At 57.8% G+C, this 20567-nt stretch carries 17 protein-coding genes; 6 read left to right on the forward strand and 11 right to left on the reverse strand.

The window, feature by feature from the left end:
• Nucleotides 1–272: 272 nt before the first annotated feature.
• A complete protein-coding gene (locus tag NHH03_RS25090) occupies nucleotides 273–881 on the forward strand; it encodes a response regulator transcription factor (protein ID WP_253160955.1) in 609 nt (202 codons plus the stop codon).
• Between the two features lie 73 nt (nucleotides 882–954).
• On the opposite strand, the gene NHH03_RS25095 is transcribed toward NHH03_RS25090, so the two are convergent.
• Nucleotides 955–3411, reverse strand: a complete 2457-nt coding sequence (locus NHH03_RS25095) for a glycogen/starch/alpha-glucan phosphorylase (RefSeq protein ID WP_253160957.1) — start codon at nucleotides 3409–3411, stop codon at nucleotides 955–957.
• Between the two features lie 154 nt (nucleotides 3412–3565).
• Between NHH03_RS25095 and NHH03_RS25100 the strand changes: the two genes are divergently transcribed.
• Complete coding sequence (locus tag NHH03_RS25100; RefSeq protein WP_253160958.1) at nucleotides 3566–4462, forward strand: alpha/beta hydrolase; 897 nt, start codon at nucleotides 3566–3568, stop codon at nucleotides 4460–4462.
• A gap of 163 nt (nucleotides 4463–4625) precedes the next feature.
• Here the strand turns inward: NHH03_RS25100 and NHH03_RS25105 are convergent, their stop codons facing one another.
• Nucleotides 4626–5657, reverse strand: a complete 1032-nt coding sequence (locus NHH03_RS25105; RefSeq protein WP_253160960.1) for a hypothetical protein — start codon at nucleotides 5655–5657, stop codon at nucleotides 4626–4628.
• Between the two features lie 222 nt (nucleotides 5658–5879).
• Between NHH03_RS25105 and NHH03_RS25110 the strand changes: the two genes are divergently transcribed.
• The 3 genes from NHH03_RS25110 (at nucleotide 5880) to NHH03_RS25120 (ending at nucleotide 9542) form a co-directional block, all read left to right on the forward strand.
• Nucleotides 5880–7268: a hypothetical protein gene (locus tag NHH03_RS25110; protein ID WP_253160962.1), complete on the forward strand. Its 1389-nt coding sequence runs from the start codon at nucleotides 5880–5882 to the stop codon at nucleotides 7266–7268.
• Between the two features lie 161 nt (nucleotides 7269–7429).
• Nucleotides 7430–8200, forward strand: a complete 771-nt coding sequence (locus NHH03_RS25115; protein ID WP_253160964.1) for a hypothetical protein — start codon at nucleotides 7430–7432, stop codon at nucleotides 8198–8200.
• Between the two features lie 70 nt (nucleotides 8201–8270).
• Complete coding sequence (locus NHH03_RS25120) at nucleotides 8271–9542, forward strand: DUF11 domain-containing protein (RefSeq protein ID WP_253160965.1); 1272 nt, start codon at nucleotides 8271–8273, stop codon at nucleotides 9540–9542.
• Here the strand turns inward: NHH03_RS25120 and NHH03_RS25125 are convergent.
• The 5 genes from NHH03_RS25125 to msrA form a co-directional block, all read right to left on the reverse strand.
• Nucleotides 9539–10972, reverse strand: coding sequence for a phytoene desaturase family protein (locus NHH03_RS25125; protein WP_253160967.1), 1434 nt, complete (start codon nucleotides 10970–10972; stop codon nucleotides 9539–9541). The two genes, NHH03_RS25120 and NHH03_RS25125, sit on opposite strands and share 4 nt — an antisense overlap.
• Nucleotides 10973–11052: 80 nt before the next feature.
• A complete protein-coding gene (locus NHH03_RS25130) occupies nucleotides 11053–11754 on the reverse strand; it encodes a hypothetical protein (RefSeq protein ID WP_253160969.1) in 702 nt (233 codons plus the stop codon).
• Nucleotides 11755–11787: 33 nt separating this feature from the next.
• A complete protein-coding gene (locus tag NHH03_RS25135; RefSeq protein WP_253160971.1) occupies nucleotides 11788–12753 on the reverse strand; it encodes a sugar phosphate isomerase/epimerase family protein in 966 nt (321 codons plus the stop codon).
• A 107-nt stretch (nucleotides 12754–12860) separates the two neighbouring features.
• On the reverse strand, nucleotides 12861–13424 hold the full coding sequence (locus NHH03_RS25140) for a hypothetical protein (RefSeq protein WP_253160973.1): 564 nt from the start codon (nucleotides 13422–13424) through the stop codon (nucleotides 12861–12863).
• 190 nt (nucleotides 13425–13614) lie between these two features.
• Nucleotides 13615–14355, reverse strand: a complete 741-nt coding sequence (gene msrA / locus NHH03_RS25145) for a peptide-methionine (S)-S-oxide reductase MsrA (protein ID WP_253160975.1) — start codon at nucleotides 14353–14355, stop codon at nucleotides 13615–13617.
• A gap of 152 nt (nucleotides 14356–14507) precedes the next feature.
• On the opposite strand from msrA, the gene NHH03_RS25150 reads away from it, so the two are divergent.
• Nucleotides 14508–14978 carry an acyl-CoA thioesterase gene (locus NHH03_RS25150; protein ID WP_253160977.1) on the forward strand — a complete coding sequence of 157 codons (471 nt, stop codon included), beginning with the start codon at nucleotides 14508–14510 and terminating at the stop codon, nucleotides 14976–14978.
• Nucleotides 14979–14991: 13 nt separating this feature from the next.
• On the opposite strand, the gene NHH03_RS25155 is transcribed toward NHH03_RS25150, so the two are convergent.
• The 4 genes from NHH03_RS25155 to NHH03_RS25170 form a co-directional block, all read right to left on the reverse strand.
• The gene (locus NHH03_RS25155) at nucleotides 14992–16257 is read right to left on the reverse strand and encodes a DUF1559 domain-containing protein (protein WP_253160984.1); all 1266 of its coding nucleotides are present in this window, start codon (nucleotides 16255–16257) and stop codon (nucleotides 14992–14994) included.
• A 58-nt stretch (nucleotides 16258–16315) separates the two neighbouring features.
• Complete coding sequence (locus tag NHH03_RS25160) at nucleotides 16316–16570, reverse strand: hypothetical protein (RefSeq protein WP_253160979.1); 255 nt, start codon at nucleotides 16568–16570, stop codon at nucleotides 16316–16318.
• Between the two features lie 96 nt (nucleotides 16571–16666).
• Nucleotides 16667–19213, reverse strand: a complete 2547-nt coding sequence (gene uvrA, locus NHH03_RS25165) for an excinuclease ABC subunit UvrA (protein WP_253160981.1) — start codon at nucleotides 19211–19213, stop codon at nucleotides 16667–16669.
• 192 nt (nucleotides 19214–19405) lie between these two features.
• Nucleotides 19406–20383 carry a lysophospholipid acyltransferase family protein gene (locus NHH03_RS25170; RefSeq protein WP_253160983.1) on the reverse strand — a complete coding sequence of 326 codons (978 nt, stop codon included), beginning with the start codon at nucleotides 20381–20383 and terminating at the stop codon, nucleotides 19406–19408.
• Nucleotides 20384–20567: the final 184 nt, after the last annotated feature.

Raw genomic sequence — 20567 nt, forward strand, 5'->3', positions numbered from 1 at the left:
CTGTTTAGCGCAACTTCAAAATGCGTCAGCGAGGGATCCCGCTAACTCCCTAAATCTCTCGCTGACGCGTCGGGTTACCATAAAAACGCTGGCTTCAAAACTCACGCGTCGGGTTAGGATCGCAAACTGGCTTTTTTGCCGGTCACGTTGTCGCGGGTGGGATAGCAGAGGGCTTTCCGCAGTCTACAATCTATTGGTCGAACGAACTGGCGGGTTCATCGTCGGTTTCGTCTAGGCATTTTCCCGATTGTAGGCCACCTCAGACAATGATCATGACTGACGAAAACGCACCTGTTCACAATGCGACGACGGTGGGGGCCGCAAGTATCCTGCTGGTCGATGACACGCTGATCTTGCGAGATCGACTGGCGATGGCGCTACGTCAGCGTGGATTCCGCGTGCAAACCGCAGGCTCTTACGACGAAGCGGTGGAAGTGTTTCATCACTCGCCGACCGATCTGGCAGTGTTGGATTTGCGGATGCCCGGCCGATCGGGATTGGATCTGCTGCGAAAATTGCTGCAGATGAAATCGGACACGCGGATCATCATGCTGTCCGGATTCGGCAGCATTCCGGCATCGATCGATGCCGTCCGTGCCGGTGCCGTCAACTTTCTCAGCAAACCGGCTGACGCCGACGACATTCTGGCCGCCTTTGCCCGGGGCGATGAGCCGTCGGTGCCCACGGGCGAAGTCAGTTTTCCAGCGCCCTCGCTGGCGAGGAATGAATGGGAGCACATCCACCGCGTGCTGTCCGATTGCGGTGGAAACATCAGCGAAGCAGCACGACGCCTCGGCATACACCGACGGTCTCTCCAGCGAAAACTTCGTAAACGCGCCCCCGAAGATCCGGCCAGCCCCGAAGTCGTTGACGACGAGTAGGCCTGGTGAAACCTGGCTCGAATCCTGTCGTCCGTGAGGCATTGCCTGGTTGCACCTGGCCTACTGGACGGACTTACTTGACGGGCCGGATGTTCCAGATTTCGTCACAGTATTGACGGATCGTTCGGTCCGAGGAAAAGAAGCCTGATCGGGCGACGTTCAAGATCGACATGCGTGTCCAATGGTCTTGGTCGCGATAGGCATCGGCGGCACGTTCGCTGCACTGCAGGTACGCGGCATAGTCGGCCAGCACCAGGTATTCGTCGTGGCCCAGCAGTGAATCCACGATGGGTTGAAACAGTCCTTTGTCACCGTCAGCAAACTCTCCTGCGGCGATACTGTCGATGACCGCGCGCAATTCGGGATCGGATTCATAGTACTCGCGCGGCGCGTATCCGTCGGCTTTCAGTTTGGCGACTTCGGGAGTGGTCAGACCGAACAAGAAAAAGTTTTTGGCGCCAACATGCTCGCGAATCTCAATGTTGGCACCATCGAGTGTGCCAACCGTCAGCGCACCGTTGAGGGCAAATTTCATGTTCCCTGTGCCGGAGGCTTCTTTTCCAGCCATCGAAATTTGTTCGGAAATATCGGCAGCCGGATAGATCCGTTCGGCCAGCGAGACATTGAAGTTGGCGGGAAAGATCACCCGCATCCGCCCTTGCACGTCGGCGTCATTGTTAATGACCTGGCCCAGGTTGTTGATCAATTTGATGATCAGTTTTGCCATCGCATATCCAGGCGCGGCTTTTGCGCCAAAGAGAAACGTGCGCGGTGTGATGTCCAGGTTTGGGTCCGCCTTGATGCGACGATACAGCGTGATGATGTGCAACACTTTTAACAATTGCCGTTTGTATTCGTGCAACCGTTTCGCCATCACGTCGTAGATCGAATCGGGTGCGGCAGCGACGCCTGTGCTGGTCTTCAGCATGTCCGCTAGCAGGCTCTTGTTACTCCGTTTGATGTCACGCCATTGATCACAAAAATCGGCGGAGTCGGCCAAGGGTTCCAATTCCTTCAGGTCCTCGAGATGAGTCAGCCAGCGATCACCAATTTTCGACGTGATGAGGTCCGAGAGCAGCGGATTGGATAACCGCATGAACCGCCGCGGTGTCACCCCATTGGTTTTGTTCTGGAATTTATCCGGCCACATTTCGGCAAAATCACGCAGGGTTTGTTCACGCAGCAGTTTGGAGTGCAGTTCGGCGACCCCGTTAATGGCGAAACTGCAAACACTGGCCAGATGAGCCATCCGCAACTGCCGGGGCGGACCTTCGTCGATAATCGACATCCGTCGCAAACGATCGTTGTCACCGGGGAACCGAGCTTGAACTTCCGCCAAGAAACGGCGGTTGATTTCGAACACGATTTCCAAATGTCGCGGTAGCAAGCGGCCGAACAAATCCAACGGCCATTTTTCAAGTGCTTCGGGTAACAACGTGTGACAGGTGTAGGCAAATGTCTTGCAACAGATTTCCCAGGCGCGTCCCCAGGCCACATGGTGTTCATCGACCAATAACCGCATCAGTTCGGGAATCGCGACGACCGGATGCGTGTCGTTGAGTTGAATAGCCGCTTTGTTGGGGAATTGATCCCAGTCGTCGTTACGGACTTGAAACAGTCGCAAGATGTCGTGTAGCGAGCAGGCGACAAAGAAATACTGTTGCTCTAACCGCAATTGACGCCCCTGAGGCGTATCGTCATTGGGGTATAGGACTTTGCTGATGTTTTCCGAATAAGTCTTTTGTTCGACAGCGCGGGTGTAGTCACCGACATCAAACAATTGGAAATCAAATTCCTCCGAAGCCCTGGCTCGCCACAGTCGCAGAATGTTGACCGTTTGCGTGCCAAACCCCGGCACCAACGTGGTGCACGGTTCGCCCAATACGTTGCGTTTGGGCACCCAGTGTCGTCGGGTTCGTCCTTTGTCATCGACCGAGGAGTGCACTTCACCCTCGAACCCGACTTCGACCATGTTGCTGGGTTGTGGAAATTCCCAAGGGTTGCCATGTAGCAGCCAATCATCGGGCTGTTCGACCTGCCAACCGTCTTCAAAGGTCTGGCGAAAGATACCGAACTCGTAACGCAGCCCGTAGCCGATGGCCGGCATGTCCAGGGTGGCCAGCGAGTCCAGGAAACAGGCGGCCAGTCGCCCCAGTCCGCCGTTGCCCAGTCCCGGTTCGACGTCGTATTTAATCAGTTGTTCCGGCTCCAGTCCGAACGGTTCCAACGCCTGGCGTGCCAGTTCCAGCGTGTCGGTGTACATCAGGTTTTGTGGCAGTTGCTTGCCCAACAAGTATTCCGCCGACAGGTAACAAACGAATTTGGAGTTGGCCGTGTATTGGGCATCAACCGTTTCGCTCCAACGCTGGATCAAATGGTCCCGGACGGTGTAACACAATGTCATGTAGGCATCGTGCATGTCAGCCGTGTGAACCGCTTGGCCTTGGATCCGCCACAGGTTGTCGACCAATCGCTGGCGGAACGCATCGACGCTGGGGACCAATTTAGTCGTGCTGGGGAGATGAGTCATCTTTTCCAATACCTGTGTCTCACGGCTCTCAGATTGTGTGTCACGTCAACCTTTCGGATGTTAGTCTACATCAAGCTGGCAGATCGGATTGTCAGTTGGTCGTTAAACCGAACGCGTGTGAACAGAGGTGCAGCCGGATATGATTCAAACGCAAATGAAATCGCTGCTGTCGGTGGAATACGCAACATTGACGCTGCTGTGGGCATTGGTCGCCGCGTGGGGGTGGGAAGAAACGGCATTGTCAGCGGCCGAATCAAATCCGCCACCACAACGTGACATCGAATATGCGAACATCGACGGCCAGTCGCTAGGGTTGGATTTTTATCCGAGTCAAACACCGGGCGTATCGCCGCTGATTGTTTGGATCCACGGCGGGGCATGGCGAAGTGGTGACAAACGCAACGTCCCGATCAAACCGTTGACAGAAGATGGTTTTGCGATCGCCAGTTTGAACTATCGGCTGAGCGGCACGGCTCGATTTCCAGCGCAGGTCCACGACATCAAAGCGGGTCTGCGATTCTTGCGTTCCCATGCCGAACGGTTTGGAATCGATCCGGATCGGATGGTGATCGCCGGTGCCTCAGCCGGCGGGCACTTGGCAGCGTTGGTCGGCGTCAGCGACCAGGTGGACGAATTGCAGTCAGCTGAATTGGGGCATCCAAACACGTCGACAAGAGTGGCTGCGATTATTTCGTTTTATGGGGCGAGCAATCTGGAAACGATTTTGGATCAATCGACACCAGACGGATTGAGTGTTCGCCAGCCAGCGTTGAAACTGTTGTTGGGTGATCTGCCATCCGAGAAACCTGAACTGGCGCATTTGGCCAGTCCAGTCGCGCATGTCGACCCATCCGATCCACCGCTGTTGCTAATACACGGTGACCAAGATCCACAGATGCCGATCAATCAATCCCATGAATTACAGGGCGTCTACGAGCGCAACGAGCTGCCGGTCGGCTTTCATGTGGTACACGGAGCGGCACATGGTGGCGCGGCGTTTTATGATGACGCCAGTTTACGGCGCGTCGCCGATTGGCTCTCACAGCATTAGGCGCCGAAGCAACCTCCACACGACCGGTTCCAACCCGTTGGAGTTCAACCTTTAGGTTGTTCGGCATTGGCTGCAGCCGTTCTGACCTGACACGCCAAAGCGTGAACTCCAACGGTGACTGTGGACCCGCTTTGGGTGTGCTACGGCGATTGCAACTTCGCCGCTAGCGATGGAATCGTGCCCGCTCTTTGGCGGTGACACGAATGTCAAAGCGGTCTTCGTAGCGGCTGGTTTCGTTAACAAAGTCGACTTCGGTGTCTTGATTTTCGAATCGGAAGCGTTGAATCGGCGGCGGAGCGACGGGACGGATGGAATAGAACTCCAACAGCGAAATCATTTGCCGTTTGACCTCTGGTGCTTTCTTGTCGTCCGAGTCGATTTCGACCGCAACCGGATCACTCCAGTGTTCGATGCGAATCGGCAGCCCTTTGCCGAAGGCAATATCAGCCGCATCGGTTTCCGCGACCGCGATGTTGACCCGCGTAGGATACAGATCGGGCCAAGCCGCTTTGCCACGCAAGGCGTCGATTTCATCACGCTTGGATTGTTTCAGTGTTCCGATGACAACCAACAGCGGGCGTCCATCGAGGGTGCTCTTGCCGAGTTTTAAATCAAAGTCACGGCGGATGGCGTCCAGCATTTCGCTTGGACCGCCGACCATCATGCTGGGTTTGATGCGGCTTTCGCGGCCCAGCGTTCGTGCGCCTTCGTCCAACCATCCCACATCGACTCGACTGAGGGCGACGGTGCCGGCGATCTCGCTGCGAGTCCACGCCAGCCGGCCGTCACTGATCTGATGCAAGGTGTGTTTGCCATCTCCGTCCAGCATTTTGATCTGGAACGAAAACTGGCCCGACCCACCGCCGACTTGCAGATAGGTTCCCACGCCGATCACTTCTCGCCCGGCGGTCTGCACACGCTGACGGACCTTGCAATCGAACGCTTGGCCGTTTGCCAGACGATCGATGACTTGGTCGATCAGCAAACTGGCATGATTTTGGACAGCCGGGGGCGTGGACGAAGATTTTTGGGGTATTTCGCCCAGACGTTCGGCAGTGGCTGGGGATTGTCCGCCAGCGGTTCGGAAAATCAGCAAAACGCAGGCTGCCAGGACAAATGACGTGACCCGGCCGCGCGTGAAACTGTGTTTCACGCGTCGATTCAGGTCGGTCTGATTCTGTCGATCGATCTTCATGGTCGGGTTATGGCGATTTTTCCAAAGAATCCGGCCACAACGTGCCGATGGTCATGTTACGCGGCCGGTCGGCCGGTGTCGTGACGTGGATCGTAGATACGATTCGCCTCGCAAGTCCACCCAGATCGCGCTCGTGCAAGACAGCTTTGAATTTCAGCCCAGGCGGGGATCGTCCCGCAAACCGCATTCGAGCGCGGTACTACCCAAGGAATGGGGGAAAAGATGAAACGATTCGTCACTCACTTGTCGCTGATTGCGGCTGGTGCGATGGTCGCGACCGGATGTGTACCGACTCGCCACAATCTGCCACCGGCACAGCATATGATGGAACCTGGTCCTGGCGTCGGAGGCCCCGGCCCCGGAGTTCTAGGACCACAGCCCTACGTCGGTGCGATGCCATCGCCGGGTGGACCGGGTGTTGCCGCAATGGCCGCATCCAAGATCCCCAGCGAAGTGCCATCGGAAGTCGCCGCTGCGGGACGCGAGTTGGAATTCAGTGAGATCCAACAAGTCGGTTTTGTAGAACGCATGCGAGCCAAAAATGGTGACTGCGGTTGCGGCGGAGCTTGCTCCGGCGGATCCTGTGGTCCCAACGACGGGTCGTCAATGGGCGGCGGCATGATGGCCGGTGGTGGAATGGCCGGCGGCGGCATGATGGGCGGTCCGATGATGCCCATGGCCATGCCGATCCCACCCGCGGTGCAAGTCACTTTCGGGCGTCCCGATGGCATGCAAGTTCGCTATGACCAATCCGGTGGCGGCATGTTTGATAGCGAGCCGTTGATCGTGCCCGCACGCCAGAACTTTCCCCAAGGTGGATTGTTCCGCGTCAAACTGACGAACATTCCGGGCCGTGAAGGCGTGGAATTGTATCCGACCATTGAATTGGCATTTGCCAATCCACGCACCGGTGCCTACCTGGCGCACAACTCGATTCCGATTCAGTTCGACAGCGAGGACTTTGACCAGGTCGTGACCGGCAACTTTGTCACCAAAGTGTTGTACCTACCGGATCCGGATTTCCAAGGCCCCGCCTTGGCCGGTATCGATACCCTTGTCAGCACACGTTTGGATCCAGGCATCGACCCGATCGTCGAAGCCGACCGTCGTGGTTCGATCTTGGCGATCATCCGCTTGGGTGACAAAGACATCGAAATGCCTGGTTCGGGCGGCATGGGCCTGGGCGTTGCTCCTCCGATCGCCGGTCTGCCGGCTCCGTTCGCGATGGCATCGACCGAAGGCTGTGGCCCCAACGGTGGCAGCTGCCAAACGTTGCCACCACAGATGCCGGGCATGATTTCCGGTATCAACGCACCCCAATACGGAATGCCGATGAGTGGCACGCCGATTGGATTGCCCGGACCACCGCACATTCCATTGGGATCTCCCGCAGGTTTGAAGAAGCACGTGATGCGTAACCGCACACCGATGCATCTGCCACAGCCTGTCGAAGAGATGAAGATGACCGTGCGGCATCAACCGGGATACAGCTATCCGAACCCGGTCAGCCGAGTCCACATCACCGAGCAAAACATCCATCCGGGTGTCCCCGCCGGTCGCGGACTGTACCAGCACAAGAGTCAATCGGTCGATCCGAACTGCGAGCCGTAAGGCGGCCGTAGTGTGACCTTGGGCTGAAAAGGTAACTGTTTAAAGCACGCGGCGTCGGCATCTGTTTCGCGGATGACCGACGCCGTCTGCGATTGCATCGTTGGGCTGCACCCTAGCCACGATAAAATACAATTCAACGGAATGATTGAGCGATCATGCGAATGAATCCGAAAGCCATCACCGCGGTCAGCACGGCGAATCCCGGCAATGTGACCCGTCACGATGCGGGCACCAAGCTTTGCTTGTTCCTGCTACTGTCCCTCTGCGTCCTGTGGCAATGCGTGGTGCAAGCCGCCGATCCGGGGCAACCGCTGCCGGTCTCAAACGCTCATCCGTTGTACAACACATCGCTACCGCCCGGCGTGCTCGGGCAGCGGCAACTGGCGATGGGAATGCAAATGCCGTATTTCCAACCTGTGGCATTCTCCGGACCCAGCGGCACCGCGTTCTCGCTGCCAGAAAATGGCAGCCATGGAACCGGAGAAACAAATCTGATGGCCGGATTAATGGTCGGTGCCGTCTATCGGTTTCGCATCACCGGGATTCCAAATGCCATCGGGGCGGAGGTCTATCCGACGGTCGAACTGATCGGACGCACGTTTGCACCGCCAGGATTGGAAACCAAGTACCCGATTCCGATCAACCTAAGCGAAACGGATCTGCAGGAAGCGTTGGACGGCAATTTGGTCACGCGAGTGATCTATTTGGAAGACCCGCAATCCGCGACACCGTTGGCCCTGAAGCGAACCGATTCGCGACCGATCGATATCCCGATCGATCAAGACGCGATGGCGACAGCCGATTCACTCGGACGTCCAATCGCGATCGTTCGCATCGGATCGAAATCGCCACCGAACAACCCCGCCTTAGAACCACAGTTCTATTTCGGCTATCCACCGTGGGCACCGATTTTTCAACCCGAAGCTCCCTAGCGTCGTCCCACGTTAGACCCGCTGTCACGCCCTGAACCGATTCCGCATCCACTGCACGCTCCGGCCGACCATGTTCAAACGCACTGCATTTTCCAGCACGCTTCCCGCGTTGCTCGCTTCGGCAGCACTGATGGTCGTCGGTTGCCAGTCCGCAGGGACCAGTCCCATGCTGCGTGCACCCGGGGCCGCTTCGGTGCCCCCAGTTGCCAATCCACCTGCCGCCAATCCGGTCACTGCAAACGGAACGAATGATTCGGTTTCCGCATCCTTGACCGACCAAGCGGTGATGCCCGTCGGCTTTGTCGAGCGACTGCATGCACGTCAGGCCGAAAACGGCGGCGGCTGTCTGGCTTGTAACCAGGGAGCACCTTGCAACGACTGTGGACCAGCGGGAGGATGCGCCCCCAATTTCATGATGCCAATGCGTCAGCCGGTTGATCCACAAGAATTCCTGTGCAACGGGGGTGACATGCCGCCGGAGGCGCGCGTGTTGCGTGACGACCGCGTGGCCGGATTACAACCTCAGGACGCCATCGTTCACTACACGACCGAGGCCGGGGATATCGAATTGCAAGCCAGTAATCGGGCCTGTGTGTATTCACCACGGTTTGGTGCCGTGCGCCAAATCAGTGGCGCGGTCGCGGGCGAAAAAGCAATCGGTCTGCGTGGCACCTTTCAACCGCTGGGCCCCAATCGGATCGGTTTGACCCAGCCCAGCCTGGTCGTTCAAGACGTCAACGAACTGGGACATGCCGACGTTGCTCGCCGCGTCGATGCAATGCGAGACCGCAACCGTGGCGTTCCAGTCGACGGCATCGTGCAACTGGAAGTCGCCGAGGACGCCTTGCAAATCCTAGCGACGCTGGACTTTATTGCCTTGAATCGATTGGACGAGTCTCAGCTGGCGATCTTGCAGCAGGGTGCCGTGGCGGCACAATCCTGGATGATTCGCGACGCCGTCGAAGTCATGATCGAAAGCCTACAGCCACCGGTGCTAACGCGTGATGCTCGTGCCGAAGCCTTTGTCGAATATGATTTCCCCGATGCCGGTCGATTGCAAATCATGAAGGTCGCTGATCGCAGCGACGCACAGCAGGGCGAAGAGGTGACGTTTGCCATTCGTGTCCGCAACATCGGTGACTCGGCGGTCAACAAAGTGGAGATCGTCGACAGCCTGGTCGCTCGACTGGAATATGTCGAGGGTTCACAAACCTGTGACCGCGAAGCCGAATTCGAAACCTCCGGCAACGCCGCCGGTTCGGTGCGGATGAAATGGCAACTGGCCGAACCACTGGCCGTTGGTGAATCGGCACTGATCGAGTTCAAATGCAAAGTGCGTTAGACCGGCGATGCTTCGCTGGTCAGCATCTGATCGACTTCGTTGCTAACGATCACACCGTAATTGATCGCGCCCAACCAGCCACTCATGATGATGCCGACACTGCCGGCGTGGTACATCCCGCCGATCTGGTTCGGTAGATCGCGGCTGACACCCAGCCCCTCGAACTTGGTTCCAAAACTGGCGCCACGCTCGTGCAGGGTGTAGTGGTGAAACGTCCGCGGCGTGGCGGCTTCGGCGTGGTCGATTTTGTCACGCACGCCGGGGATGTACCGTTCCAACGCATCAATCGTGGTTTCCACCAAGTCGGCTTTGCTGGCGTTGTAGTCCGCCTCGCTTAGATCATTCCAGTCCGACCAGTTGGCGTTGGTGCTGCTGACGATCGCAAAGCGTTCCTTGGTTTTCCAAGGCCGCGTGCGGGGATAGTAGAAACTGAAGGTGCGGCTGGTGATGTCGCGGCTGAGTAACCGCTCGGTGCTGAAATCTTTCGCGGTGCTAGTGAAAAACAAATCGCCACTGCTCTCGTCGATCTCTTCGCCCTCCTTGAGCGCCATGTAGACTTGGGTGCTGCTGTTGTTCAGTCGCACCGCATTGGTCTGCTGGACGTAATCTTTGTCCAACTTTTCCTCACCGATCATTTTCAAAATCGTGGTGCGCAAATTGGCGTTGCTGACCACGGCGCGACAGCGGATCGTTCTGCCGTTGACCTGCACTCCGCTGACACGGCCTTTGGTCACTTGGATCTGGTCGACCGGGCAATTGATACGGACGTCGACGTTGTTCGCTGCGAGTTCCTTGGTCATTCGCTTGATCAGGTCGTCGGTGCCGCCTTCGTAGATATAAACCCCTTTGCTCATGAAATTACTGAACACGATGCCATAGGTGATCGCGGGGTCCTCCAGTGTCGAACCGTTGGCATAGGTGATCGGTTCCATCAACAGTCGCACGATATCGTTGCGTCCCGGAAAGAATCGCTCGAACAGTTGGCCGGTGGTGGTGGTTTGATCGTCGTAAAAATTCATTCCCCGCGCGGTGTCAAAGAACGATTTGACAGTGTCCGGGGCCTGGCCAAATTTCTCGACCAGCAATCGTGAGAAATCGTCGCGGTCAAAGGTGGTCGTCAGCGAAAACTGTGGATTGTCAAAACGAATGTTCTTGAGCTGCACGATGCGATCGGAGATGTCTCGGCTCCAATAGCGACGACAGGATTTGATCATCCCGTGCGGAAATCCATGCAGCGAGACGTCAAAGGTGTGGCTGCCGGGGCGCAGAAACCACGTCGCCAGCCCACCCAATTTGTAATGCTGTTCGAGCAACAGCACGCGGTGTCCGGCGCGGCCGAGAATGTTGGCGCTGGTCATCCCCGCCAAACCACTGCCGATCACCACGACATCATATTCGTCTTGGGCACCTTTCAGAAAATCACGTGGCATGGATCAGACATTGGTTATTCAAGAAAAGGTGTCAGGTACCTTTTCGGGCGCAATCGTTAAAAAGGTACCTGACACCTTTTTCAAAGGGGGCCGACATCGGGTTGCAGGTCGGCAAAGATGCCGACCATGTCGTCGCTCGGCGGACGGTCACCGTACAACATCATCGCTCCTTCGCCAACCAACACGCGTTCATCCAATAGCCGCAACGTTTTTCCCGCAGCAACCGTGGTCGTCTGGTTACTCACCCCCGAACGCAACCATTCACGCGGGGAGCTAAAAATAGGTACCTGGTCGGCGGGCAGGACTGTCGCCATCCGGCGCGTGCCCTCGGGGCTGCGACGTAGTGTAGTGATTTTCCAGCGTTCGTCTTGAGGATCCCGCAGAACTTGCACTTGAACGATCGATTCGCCCGGCGACAGGGGGACCGCCGCAAACCAACTGGGCGACGTTTTCGATTGCCGCCAATCGGTGCTGTAGGCGACTCGATAGGGCGGCCAGTCTGGGACTCGGACACGCACCCGGTAGGTCATCGGCAGATCGCTGGGCAGCCGCACCGCTGCGATTTCACCTTCGTCGGATGGTTCCAAATATCCGGTTTCTTGCCGCAACACCGCCAACTCGGCCTGGGCCCGTTGCAGCCGCCACAGTGTGGTCACAAACGCCGACGCCAAAGCGACGACCATGATCAACATCAGCAACTCACGCAACGAAAATCCAAGCCGCAGACGCACCGTTTCTCGGTTCGGATCTGGCTGTGTCGGCGGTGGGGGAGTCTCTGTCACGGTGCCGCTAGCCCACTGTTGGATGCTGCTGCTCTAGCCGACCTGCAACGCCAGTGCTTGGCGAACCACGGCTTTGGATTTATCCAATCCCTCTTGGGCGACTTCCAATGCGTCCCGTTTCCAGTACTCCGGATTGAACAGCTCCAACGAAAACGTGCCGGCAAACCCATTGTCCAGCAAACCGCGAATCACCTGCGGCAGCGGACAGACGCCGTCACCAGGAAAGACGCGGTGTTTATCAGCGATCTCTGTGGCGGGAGGGTCGCCCGGGTAGTCGTTGATATGGAAGCATTTCATTTTCGAAGCTTCGATCATCCCCAGGCCGGTGAATTCGTTGCCGCCTTTGTAGATGTGATAAAAGTCCGGTAGCACACAGGCATACTCGTGGTTGGCTTCGGTGGCGACGTAGGCCAGTTCGCCCAGTCGGCTGAGCGTGGGCGAAAATCCCCACAATTCCAATTGCGGGTAGACGCCGACCGACTGGCCGAGCTCACACAGTGTGCGATAACGCTGGGCCACGATCTCCAGCGGCGGCGAAACACTGTCGCCACGATGGGCGCCGATCGGCGGCGCGGCGATCAGTTTGCCGCCGATTTGGGCGACCAATTCCATGTCGTGCCGGGCCGCTTCCAGTCCAGCGGCACGCTCGGCTTCGTCATCGGAAATCCAGTTGGCAAATCCAATCGCACTGGCCACGAACAAGCCGGCGTCTTCAATTTGCTGGCGCAGCTGTCCGGTCGTCCCTCCCTGCTTGAGATAGGTTTCGATGTCACGCATCCAAGGCTCGATGCCGTCATATCCGGCTGCGGCGGCCACTTCGATCTGCTTTTGGATCGTCAGATTCTGCCCCCGAATCGTGCTGGTGTTTAACGAAAACCGGACCGGCAAGGTCTGGGGATCGGATTCTGCCGCCGTCGCAGCGGGCGCGGTTTTGGTCACGGCCAGCGCAGCGGTTGTCGCCGCGGCGGCCGTCATCAGGAAATCACGTCGGTGGGTCATGTTGATTGTCGAATCGAGGAGTGGGGGCCAGCAGACGCATAGTGTAGCACCCATCCCTCCGCCGCAACATTTGCCAGCAGTAGGCCAGGTGCAANNTTGCACCTGGCCTACTGCTGGTGGGGGCGTTGTTGGTTGGGGAAGACGCGTCGGAATTCGGCGTCGGCGAGTTCGGCTAGCTGCGGCGAAAGTGAATCGATGGCGACACAGTAGGCATCAAAGGCGGCGGCTTTCTTGCCTGCCAGAAACTGCTTGCGGGCGTAGCGGACCAGCACTTTGCCTTCCGCATCGGCATCGATGGGCCGTTGCCTGACGGGAATGTCGGCCTCTTTATCGACGCGTCTGGCAGGCACAGCCACTGCGTCTTCGGCTGGCGGCAATCCTCGCAGGCGGCGATCCATCGCATCGTGATCGATGATGGTCACGTGAGCCGTCGCACCGCCATGCCCGAGTGAGCTGGCGGTTCGGCGTTGCAACAGGCCGCGACGGCTGTTGAGTGACGCGCGCGAGATTCCGCCCAGTGAAGTCGATCCACGATCGGGAACCAGCACGCTGCCGGAATAGTTGAAATAGGAAAACGACGGCAGTTGGACAATCTGCGCACCGGCCCAGTCGGCACCGCCCCAGGCGAGCAGCATCGCGATGACGCATACGGTTGTGGGGCGTTGGTTCATGGCCATTTATCGGGTGACAGGCTTTGAAGTTGCGCTCTTATCGTAACCCGACGCGTCAGCGAGGGATTTAGGGTGTTAACGGAATCCCTCGCTCACGCGTCGGGTTACTAAATCAACAGCCCGTGAAGCGATGGGATAGCGCAAACCAATTGCTTCGGCATCAACGCGATTTCGAAAGTGACAGGCGGGCCTACTTTTTGAGTTTGTCGCCGAAGTTCCGATTGAACTTGCGCAGCTTTGGCACCACGTTGGCTTGGCAATATCCGTAGTTTGGGTTGCGCCGGTAGAAATCTTGGTGGTATTCTTCGGCCGGATAGAAGGTCGTGGCTTTTTCCAGTTGAGTGACGATCTTGCGGTCGAAGTCACCGGACTCGTCGAGTTGTTTGATGTACTGCTCGGTGATCTTCTTTTGTTCGTCGTCGTGGTAAAAGACGCTGCTGCGATACTGAGGACCGGAATCGGGGCCTTGACGATTGAGTGTCGTCGGATCGTGTGTTTTGAAGAACACGTGCAGCAATTCGTCGAACTGGACCTTCGATGGGTCATAGTAAATTTCGACCGCTTCGGCGTGACCGGTTTGTGCCGAGCAGACCTGTTTGTAGGTCGGATTGGGAACGGTGCCGCCGATGTATCCACTGACCACATCGTTGACACCTTCCATGCGTTCGAAAACGGCTTCGGTGCACCAGAAACAGCCTCCGGCAAAGGTCGCGACGGCTTGCTTGGGCGATGAATCGCTGTCGTCCGTTGCTGCCGGGGACGCCGTGGCGTCAACTGTCGTGTCAGTCGCGGTCGTATCGGTCGCTGTCGGGGGGGCTGCCGAAAGTGTGCCGGCCACGATGGTGGCGGCGGCGCAAATCAAAATGAAAATCCACGGCGGAATCAATTCTTCTCGCAGCGGTTGTGGGATGACCTTGGTCAGTGACGTCATTGCCGAACCTGTATGACTGAAGTAGTCGGGTAGGAGTTGAGGTGAGTCGGTTGCCGAGTGACTGGACTTGATTATACGCTCTGGCCAAGACTGTCGGATCAGCCAACGGGACAAGAATCAGCCCGGCCCCCAAAAGAACGAGCGGAGAAAGCTTGAGTCAAATCACCGATGCCCCCTCTGCGGGCGACCCCGATCGCTATTTCGATTTCCATCACACCGTCGCTGACCAGGAAATCGACGCCCAGCAGCACGTGCATAATTTACGCTATTTACAGTGGACTCTCTGGGCTGCCGGCCGCCATACCGACGCTTCGGGTTGGGACACCAAAGCCGCGCTCGAGCGAGGATTGGGCTGGGTCGTGCGTGAACATTCCATCCAGTACCGCAGCGCCGCGGTAGCGGGCGACGAGATCGTGGTTCGTACCTGGGTGCACGATTTGCAACGTTTTTCCTCGCGGCGAAAGTACTTGATCTGCCGTCCGGCGGACCAATCGGTGCTGGCCCGCGTCGAAACCCGCTGGGTGTTTGTTGATCTGCGCCAGCACAAGGCGCTGGAGATTCCCGTCGCAGCACAGCGGTTGATTGTGGTCTGTGATACCCCGCCACCGCTGCCGTGGCAGTGACGATCGCGGCGGATTATTGATTTAGCTGTTCCGTGATCACTTCGCGGTTGGCCCGTGTCCCCAGGGCTCCGATCAATCCATAGGGACTGGGTGCCCCCGGATCGATGCCGTCGCCTTGACCCACGCGGCCGTCACCGGCATCCATCGAATCCGACACAAAAATGACGGCGCCGTCGCCCATCAACAGATGCGCGCCGCCCTGGTGCCGACTGCTGATCGACCAGTTGCCGGCGGACAGTTCATTCGGACCGTGCATGCACAATTCGGTGTTGGGCGCACGATTGGTCGTGACCCCGCTGTGCATGTGGGCGAAACTGGCCCAACTGAATCCGCGTCGGGTGCCAAACTGCACGCCGCTGGGATAGGCCGACCCATCGGCGCTGCGTGGATCATGAGCGGGAAAAACGGTTTTCAACCAAAACGACGGCCGCTCGGGATCGATGAACGCGTTGGAATCCGCACAGGCCATCGTGCCGCCGTTGCCGGTGTCGACGACGTTGATCCCGTCGACCTGATTCAAATCGAACGCGGCGCGAGAACGCAAATCGTTGTCACCCAGGTCGGTCATCAATTCGCCGCAACAGATCGTGTTGGACAGTCCATCTAGCACGTCGCGGAAACGCATTGATTTGCGAGACACGAACATGCCACGTTGCCAGCGGTTGACCGCGACGGCTTGATCGGCGGTGGTGGGTTTGTAGTCCCCGTGATATTCGTTGGTCATCCCGATTTGGCTGGCCACGGCGCTGTCGCCGATTGAGGCCGCGTAATTGGTGCGCCCCATTGCCGGTAACCCCGTCCCCGGGTCGCTGGGGCAACGCAGCGTTGGGATCTCGGTCACCCAGGGGCCATATTGAAAGTGCCCGCCTTGTGGTTTGGGCCCCATCTCATTCCACGGTGTCGGCCGGATCGTTCCATCGGCATTTTTGCCGATTCGGTTGGAGATCTGATCCCATAATGCCTGCTGTTCGATATAGGGAGTCAGCCCGACCAGAAAGCTCAACGATTTGTTATTGGTCCGTGGCGAGTACGCCGCCAACGTATTTCCCGCCAAGTAGTCCATGCCGGAACCGCCACCTTGCATCGGCAACCGTTTGAACGCCGAGTGATAGTTGTGTACGGCCAATCCGACTTGTTTAAAGTTGTTACTGCAACTCATCCGTCGCGCCGCTTCGCGCGCCGCTTGAACGGCCGGCAACAGCAATCCGACCAGGATGCCGATGATCGCGATCACGACCAACAACTCGACTAACGTGAATCCGGTGCGAGGTCGTTTGATCACAGATCGTGTCCCAGAGGGAGGAAGAAGAGAGAGAAGGAGAAGAGATCGGCAACTGCTATTGGTCACCGTCTTGGCCATCACCCGCAGCCGGATCGTTGGCGTTTTCTGTCGCCGAATCCTCGGTGCCGTCACCGTCTTCGGTGGGTTCATCCGGTGCTCGGTTGGCACGATTCATCGCTTGCTGTTCCGATTCAGTCACCTGGTACGGGTTTTCGCTCAGGTCAATCATCCCGCCTTCGTGACCGCCGCAACCGGCCAATCCCATCACGACGATCCCGACGACACAATGAGTCCAAAGAAGTTGTTTCATCGCCTTGCACTCAAGGGGGGAGGGATGCGTGAAGAGAGGAAAAGCCGATGCAATCTACGTGGTCTGAGCCCGCTGAAAGTCTAGTGGACAACAGTATCAGACGCAAACCTTTGCGGCCGCCAGTTTCTCACTCAGGAAGTCTGCGGTGGCGTTGCTGGCCAGTCGACTGATTTCTTCCGGCGTCGCTTGGCCCAGCAAATACCCGCCTTCGGCGCCGCCAGTCGGCCCCAGGTCGATGATCCAATCACAGCAGGCCAGCAGATCAAAATCGTGTTCGATCACGACCACTGTGTTGCCAGCATCGACCAGTTGCTGCAGCACCGCGATCAATCGTTTGACGTCGCTAAAGTGCAATCCTGTCGTCGGTTCGTCCAGTAAATACAGTGTCTTGCCGGTACTCTTACGGGCCAGTTCGGTCCCCAGTTTGATGCGTTGGGCTTCCCCGCCGCTGAGCGTCGTGCTGCTTTGCCCCAGATGCATGTATCCCAGTCCGACCATTTGCAGTGAAGACAACAAGCGGTGCGCCGATGGGACGTGTTCGAAAAACTCGGTGGCTTCGTCGATCGTCATCGCCAAAATGTCAGCCACATTGGCGCCTTTGAAACGCACTTGCAACGTTTGTCGGTTAAAACGTTTGCCGCCACAGCGGGCGCAGGTGATGAACAAGTCGCTCAAAAAGTTCATCGGGATCCGCTGGACGCCCTGGCCTTTGCACAGCTCACAGCGACCGGCGGTGGAATTGAAACTGAACCGGCTGGCCGTGAACCCGCGGGTCTTGGATTCACGCGTTGCCGCAAACACTTTGCGGATTTCATCCAGCACGCCGCTGTAGGTTGCCGGACAGGAACGCGGGCTGCGACCGATCGGGGCTTGGTCAATGGAAACCAGTTTGTCCAACTGTTTGCTGCCGGTCAGTTTTCCGAACTGTGCGACATGGTCATCCGAAGTGGGGCGTTTCTTGCCGTGTTCCAATTGATAGGTCAGCGCGGGCAACAGTGTGTCGACGGCCAACGAGCTTTTGCCGCTGCCGGAAACACCGCTGATGCCGATGAAACAGCCCAACGGAAACTTGACCGTGATATTTTTCAAGTTGTGTGTGGTGACGTTTGAAAGCGTCAGGAATCGTTCGGCCGGTCGACGCGAGACGGGGATCGGCACGGCATCAACGCCGGCCAAGTAGCGGCCCGTCAAACTATTCTTGTTGGCCTGGATTTGCTTGGGAGTCCCACTGGCCATGATTCGTCCGCCACCGGCCCCAGCCCCCGGCCCGACATCGATCAACCGATCGGCCGCCCGCATCGTGGCTTCGTCATGTTCGACCACGACAACCGTGTTGCCCTGTCGTTGCAATTGCCGCAAGCATTCGATCAACCGACCATGATCCGCCGGATGCAATCCGATCGACGGTTCGTCCAGTACATAACAAACGCCGACCAATCCGCTGCCGATACTGGTGGCTAAACGAACGCGTTGCAGTTCGCCACCGGACAGGGTTTCCGCGCTGCGGTCGAGAGTCAAATAGGGCACGCCGACACGCTGTAGAAACTGCAACCGTTTTGCGACTTCGGTCTGAATCGGCTGGGCGACGGCCTGATGCAATTTGGAAAGACCAGGACCGAGTTTGCTGATCCACTGATCCGCATCGCCTAGTGACATCGCCGTCAATTGGTTGATCGAAACGCCATCGATCGTCACTCCCATCGCTTCACTGCGCAGCCGACCGCCATGACAGGTCGGGCAAATCACTTGGCCGTCACCGGAATCAATGCGACCGAGTCCATCACATTGCGGGCAAGCGCCGTAGGGGCTGTTGAACGAAAACGTGCGGGGCTCGATTTCTTCGATGCTCGCACCGCACTCGATACACGCCATCGCGGTGCTGTAGATCGCATCATTCCAATTCCCATCTGCGTCCAGCACCGACGTGGTGACCAACCCGCCGGTCAATCGCAGCGCTAGCGACAGCGAATCGGCCAGTCGTGATTCGATGCCATCGCGCAGGACCAGCCGATCCACCACGGCTTCGATCGTGTGATTTTTGCGGATCGCCAATTCCGGGACATCTTCCAGCAAATGCATCTCGCCATCGACACGAACACGAACCAAGCCGGACGCTTGGATCGATTCCATGACTTCACGATGGGCACCTTTACGGCCGCGGACCATCGGTGCCATCAACACCAACTTGGTATCGTCGGGTTGACGCAGTAGGGCGGATTGAATGGCGTCAACCGACTGACGCGCGATGGCAGACCCACAGACGCCACAGTGTGGCAGCCCGACGCGAGCGAACAACAGTCGCAAGTAGTCATAGATCTCGGTGATCGTGGCAACCGTGCTGCGGGCACTGGTTGAACCTGGTTTTTGGTCGATGGCCATGGTCGGCGCCAGCCCCTCGATCAAATCCACATCGGGGCGCGGCATCGAATCCAGGAACTGACGGGCATAGGCCGACAGACTGTCGATGTACTGCCGCTGGCCTTCGGCGAATAGCGTGTCGAATGCCAACGAACTTTTGCCGCTGCCGGAGACACCGGTGATCACGGTCAATGCATCGCGAGGAATGTCGACATCGACTGATTGCAAGTTGTGAACACGTGCGCCACGAATTCGGATCGAGTTAGCGGAACGTGGTTTTGGCACCGCGGCAAATGCAGAAACGAGGAACAGGGTGGAGCAGATCGGCGGGTCCCCGAGTGGCGACCGTCATCAGAGAGAGTCTATGCAACGCGTCAATTTCCGGCGAGCGGACAAATCGGGTTGGCCATAGTGGAGCTTGTGAAAGATCCTGCTCCCCTGAGGATCTTTAGCCAGATCCACGACCCAGCAAGCTCGTCAGGCTGCTTTGGCGGTTTGTTTTGCCAGGCGTTTGGCGACGCGTGGCGGCGGATCACGCCAGCGGCGGTGCAGCCACCAATATTGCTCGACCGATCGATCGACCCCTCGGGCCAATTGGCGGTTGTACCACTTCGTCAACGAGGTCACCGATTCACAGTCACCAGCGGGATCGTCCAAAGGATCGGCGACTGCGATGCAGGCCGATTCGAATTGCATCGGTTTGCCGTCGATGCGGCGGGTGTATCCGGCCAACATGGGTGCGTTGCTGCCGAGCGAAAACAGCGCCAAGGCCTTGTGACACGACGCCGGCAGTCCCAAAAAGTTCGTCCAACAGCCTTTGGGGCCGGCGTGCTGGTCCGCTAGGATCGCCAGTGTTCCCCCCGCCGCCAGGTGTTGGTCGACCTCCATCGCACAGCCTTCTTTGTCCAGCATCCGCTGTCCTTTGGCGCTGCGGAAACGTTCGACCCAGTCGTGCAGAAACGGGTTGTCCAATCGCCGCGCGATGGTGACCGATTCACAACCCATCAGACCGGCGGTGTAGCCGCCAATTTCAAAGTTGCCGAAATGCCCGGACACCATCACCACCGGGCGTTTGGCCAAGCAATGGCGGAGGATATCGCGGTTATTTCGAAAGCTGACGTATTGGGTCCAATTCGTCAGGTGCAGACGTCGCTGGGCCCAAGCGATTTCACAGACCATCAGCAACAGGTGATGCCACATCCCCGATTCGATCGCACGGTGCTGGTCGTCGGTCGCATCAGGAAAGATCCGCGACAAATTTTCGGCGGATGTCCGGCGACGGATTTTTAATCGGCCGTTGGCGAACTGGGCCAGAATTCGGCACAGCGAATCCCCCATGTCCAAGGGCATCGTTTGGATCAAACCGATCACCAGCCGCACCACCAAGTAGGAAATGAAATGCGTGGCCACTGTCAATGGCTGGCGGGGGGGGCGTGGCGGAAGTTCGGATGGCATGCGAGACGGAGCCCAAGGAAAAAACGCGAGTGACGGCGAGAGTGTCCCAAATCTGTCGCATCGGACTCCAGAGGAATTTTATCGGAACTCGCTGACGCGTTTTGAAGCCAGCGCTTTGGCAATTCACTCTCCCGCGGGAGAGTCGTTCAGCGCTGGAATTGGTTTTTGGTAACCCGACGCGTGA

Origin of the sequence: Stieleria tagensis, assembly GCF_024129865.1 — a bacterium.
In the GTDB taxonomy this organism is placed as follows: Bacteria; Planctomycetota; Planctomycetia; order Pirellulales; family Pirellulaceae; genus Stieleria; species Stieleria tagensis.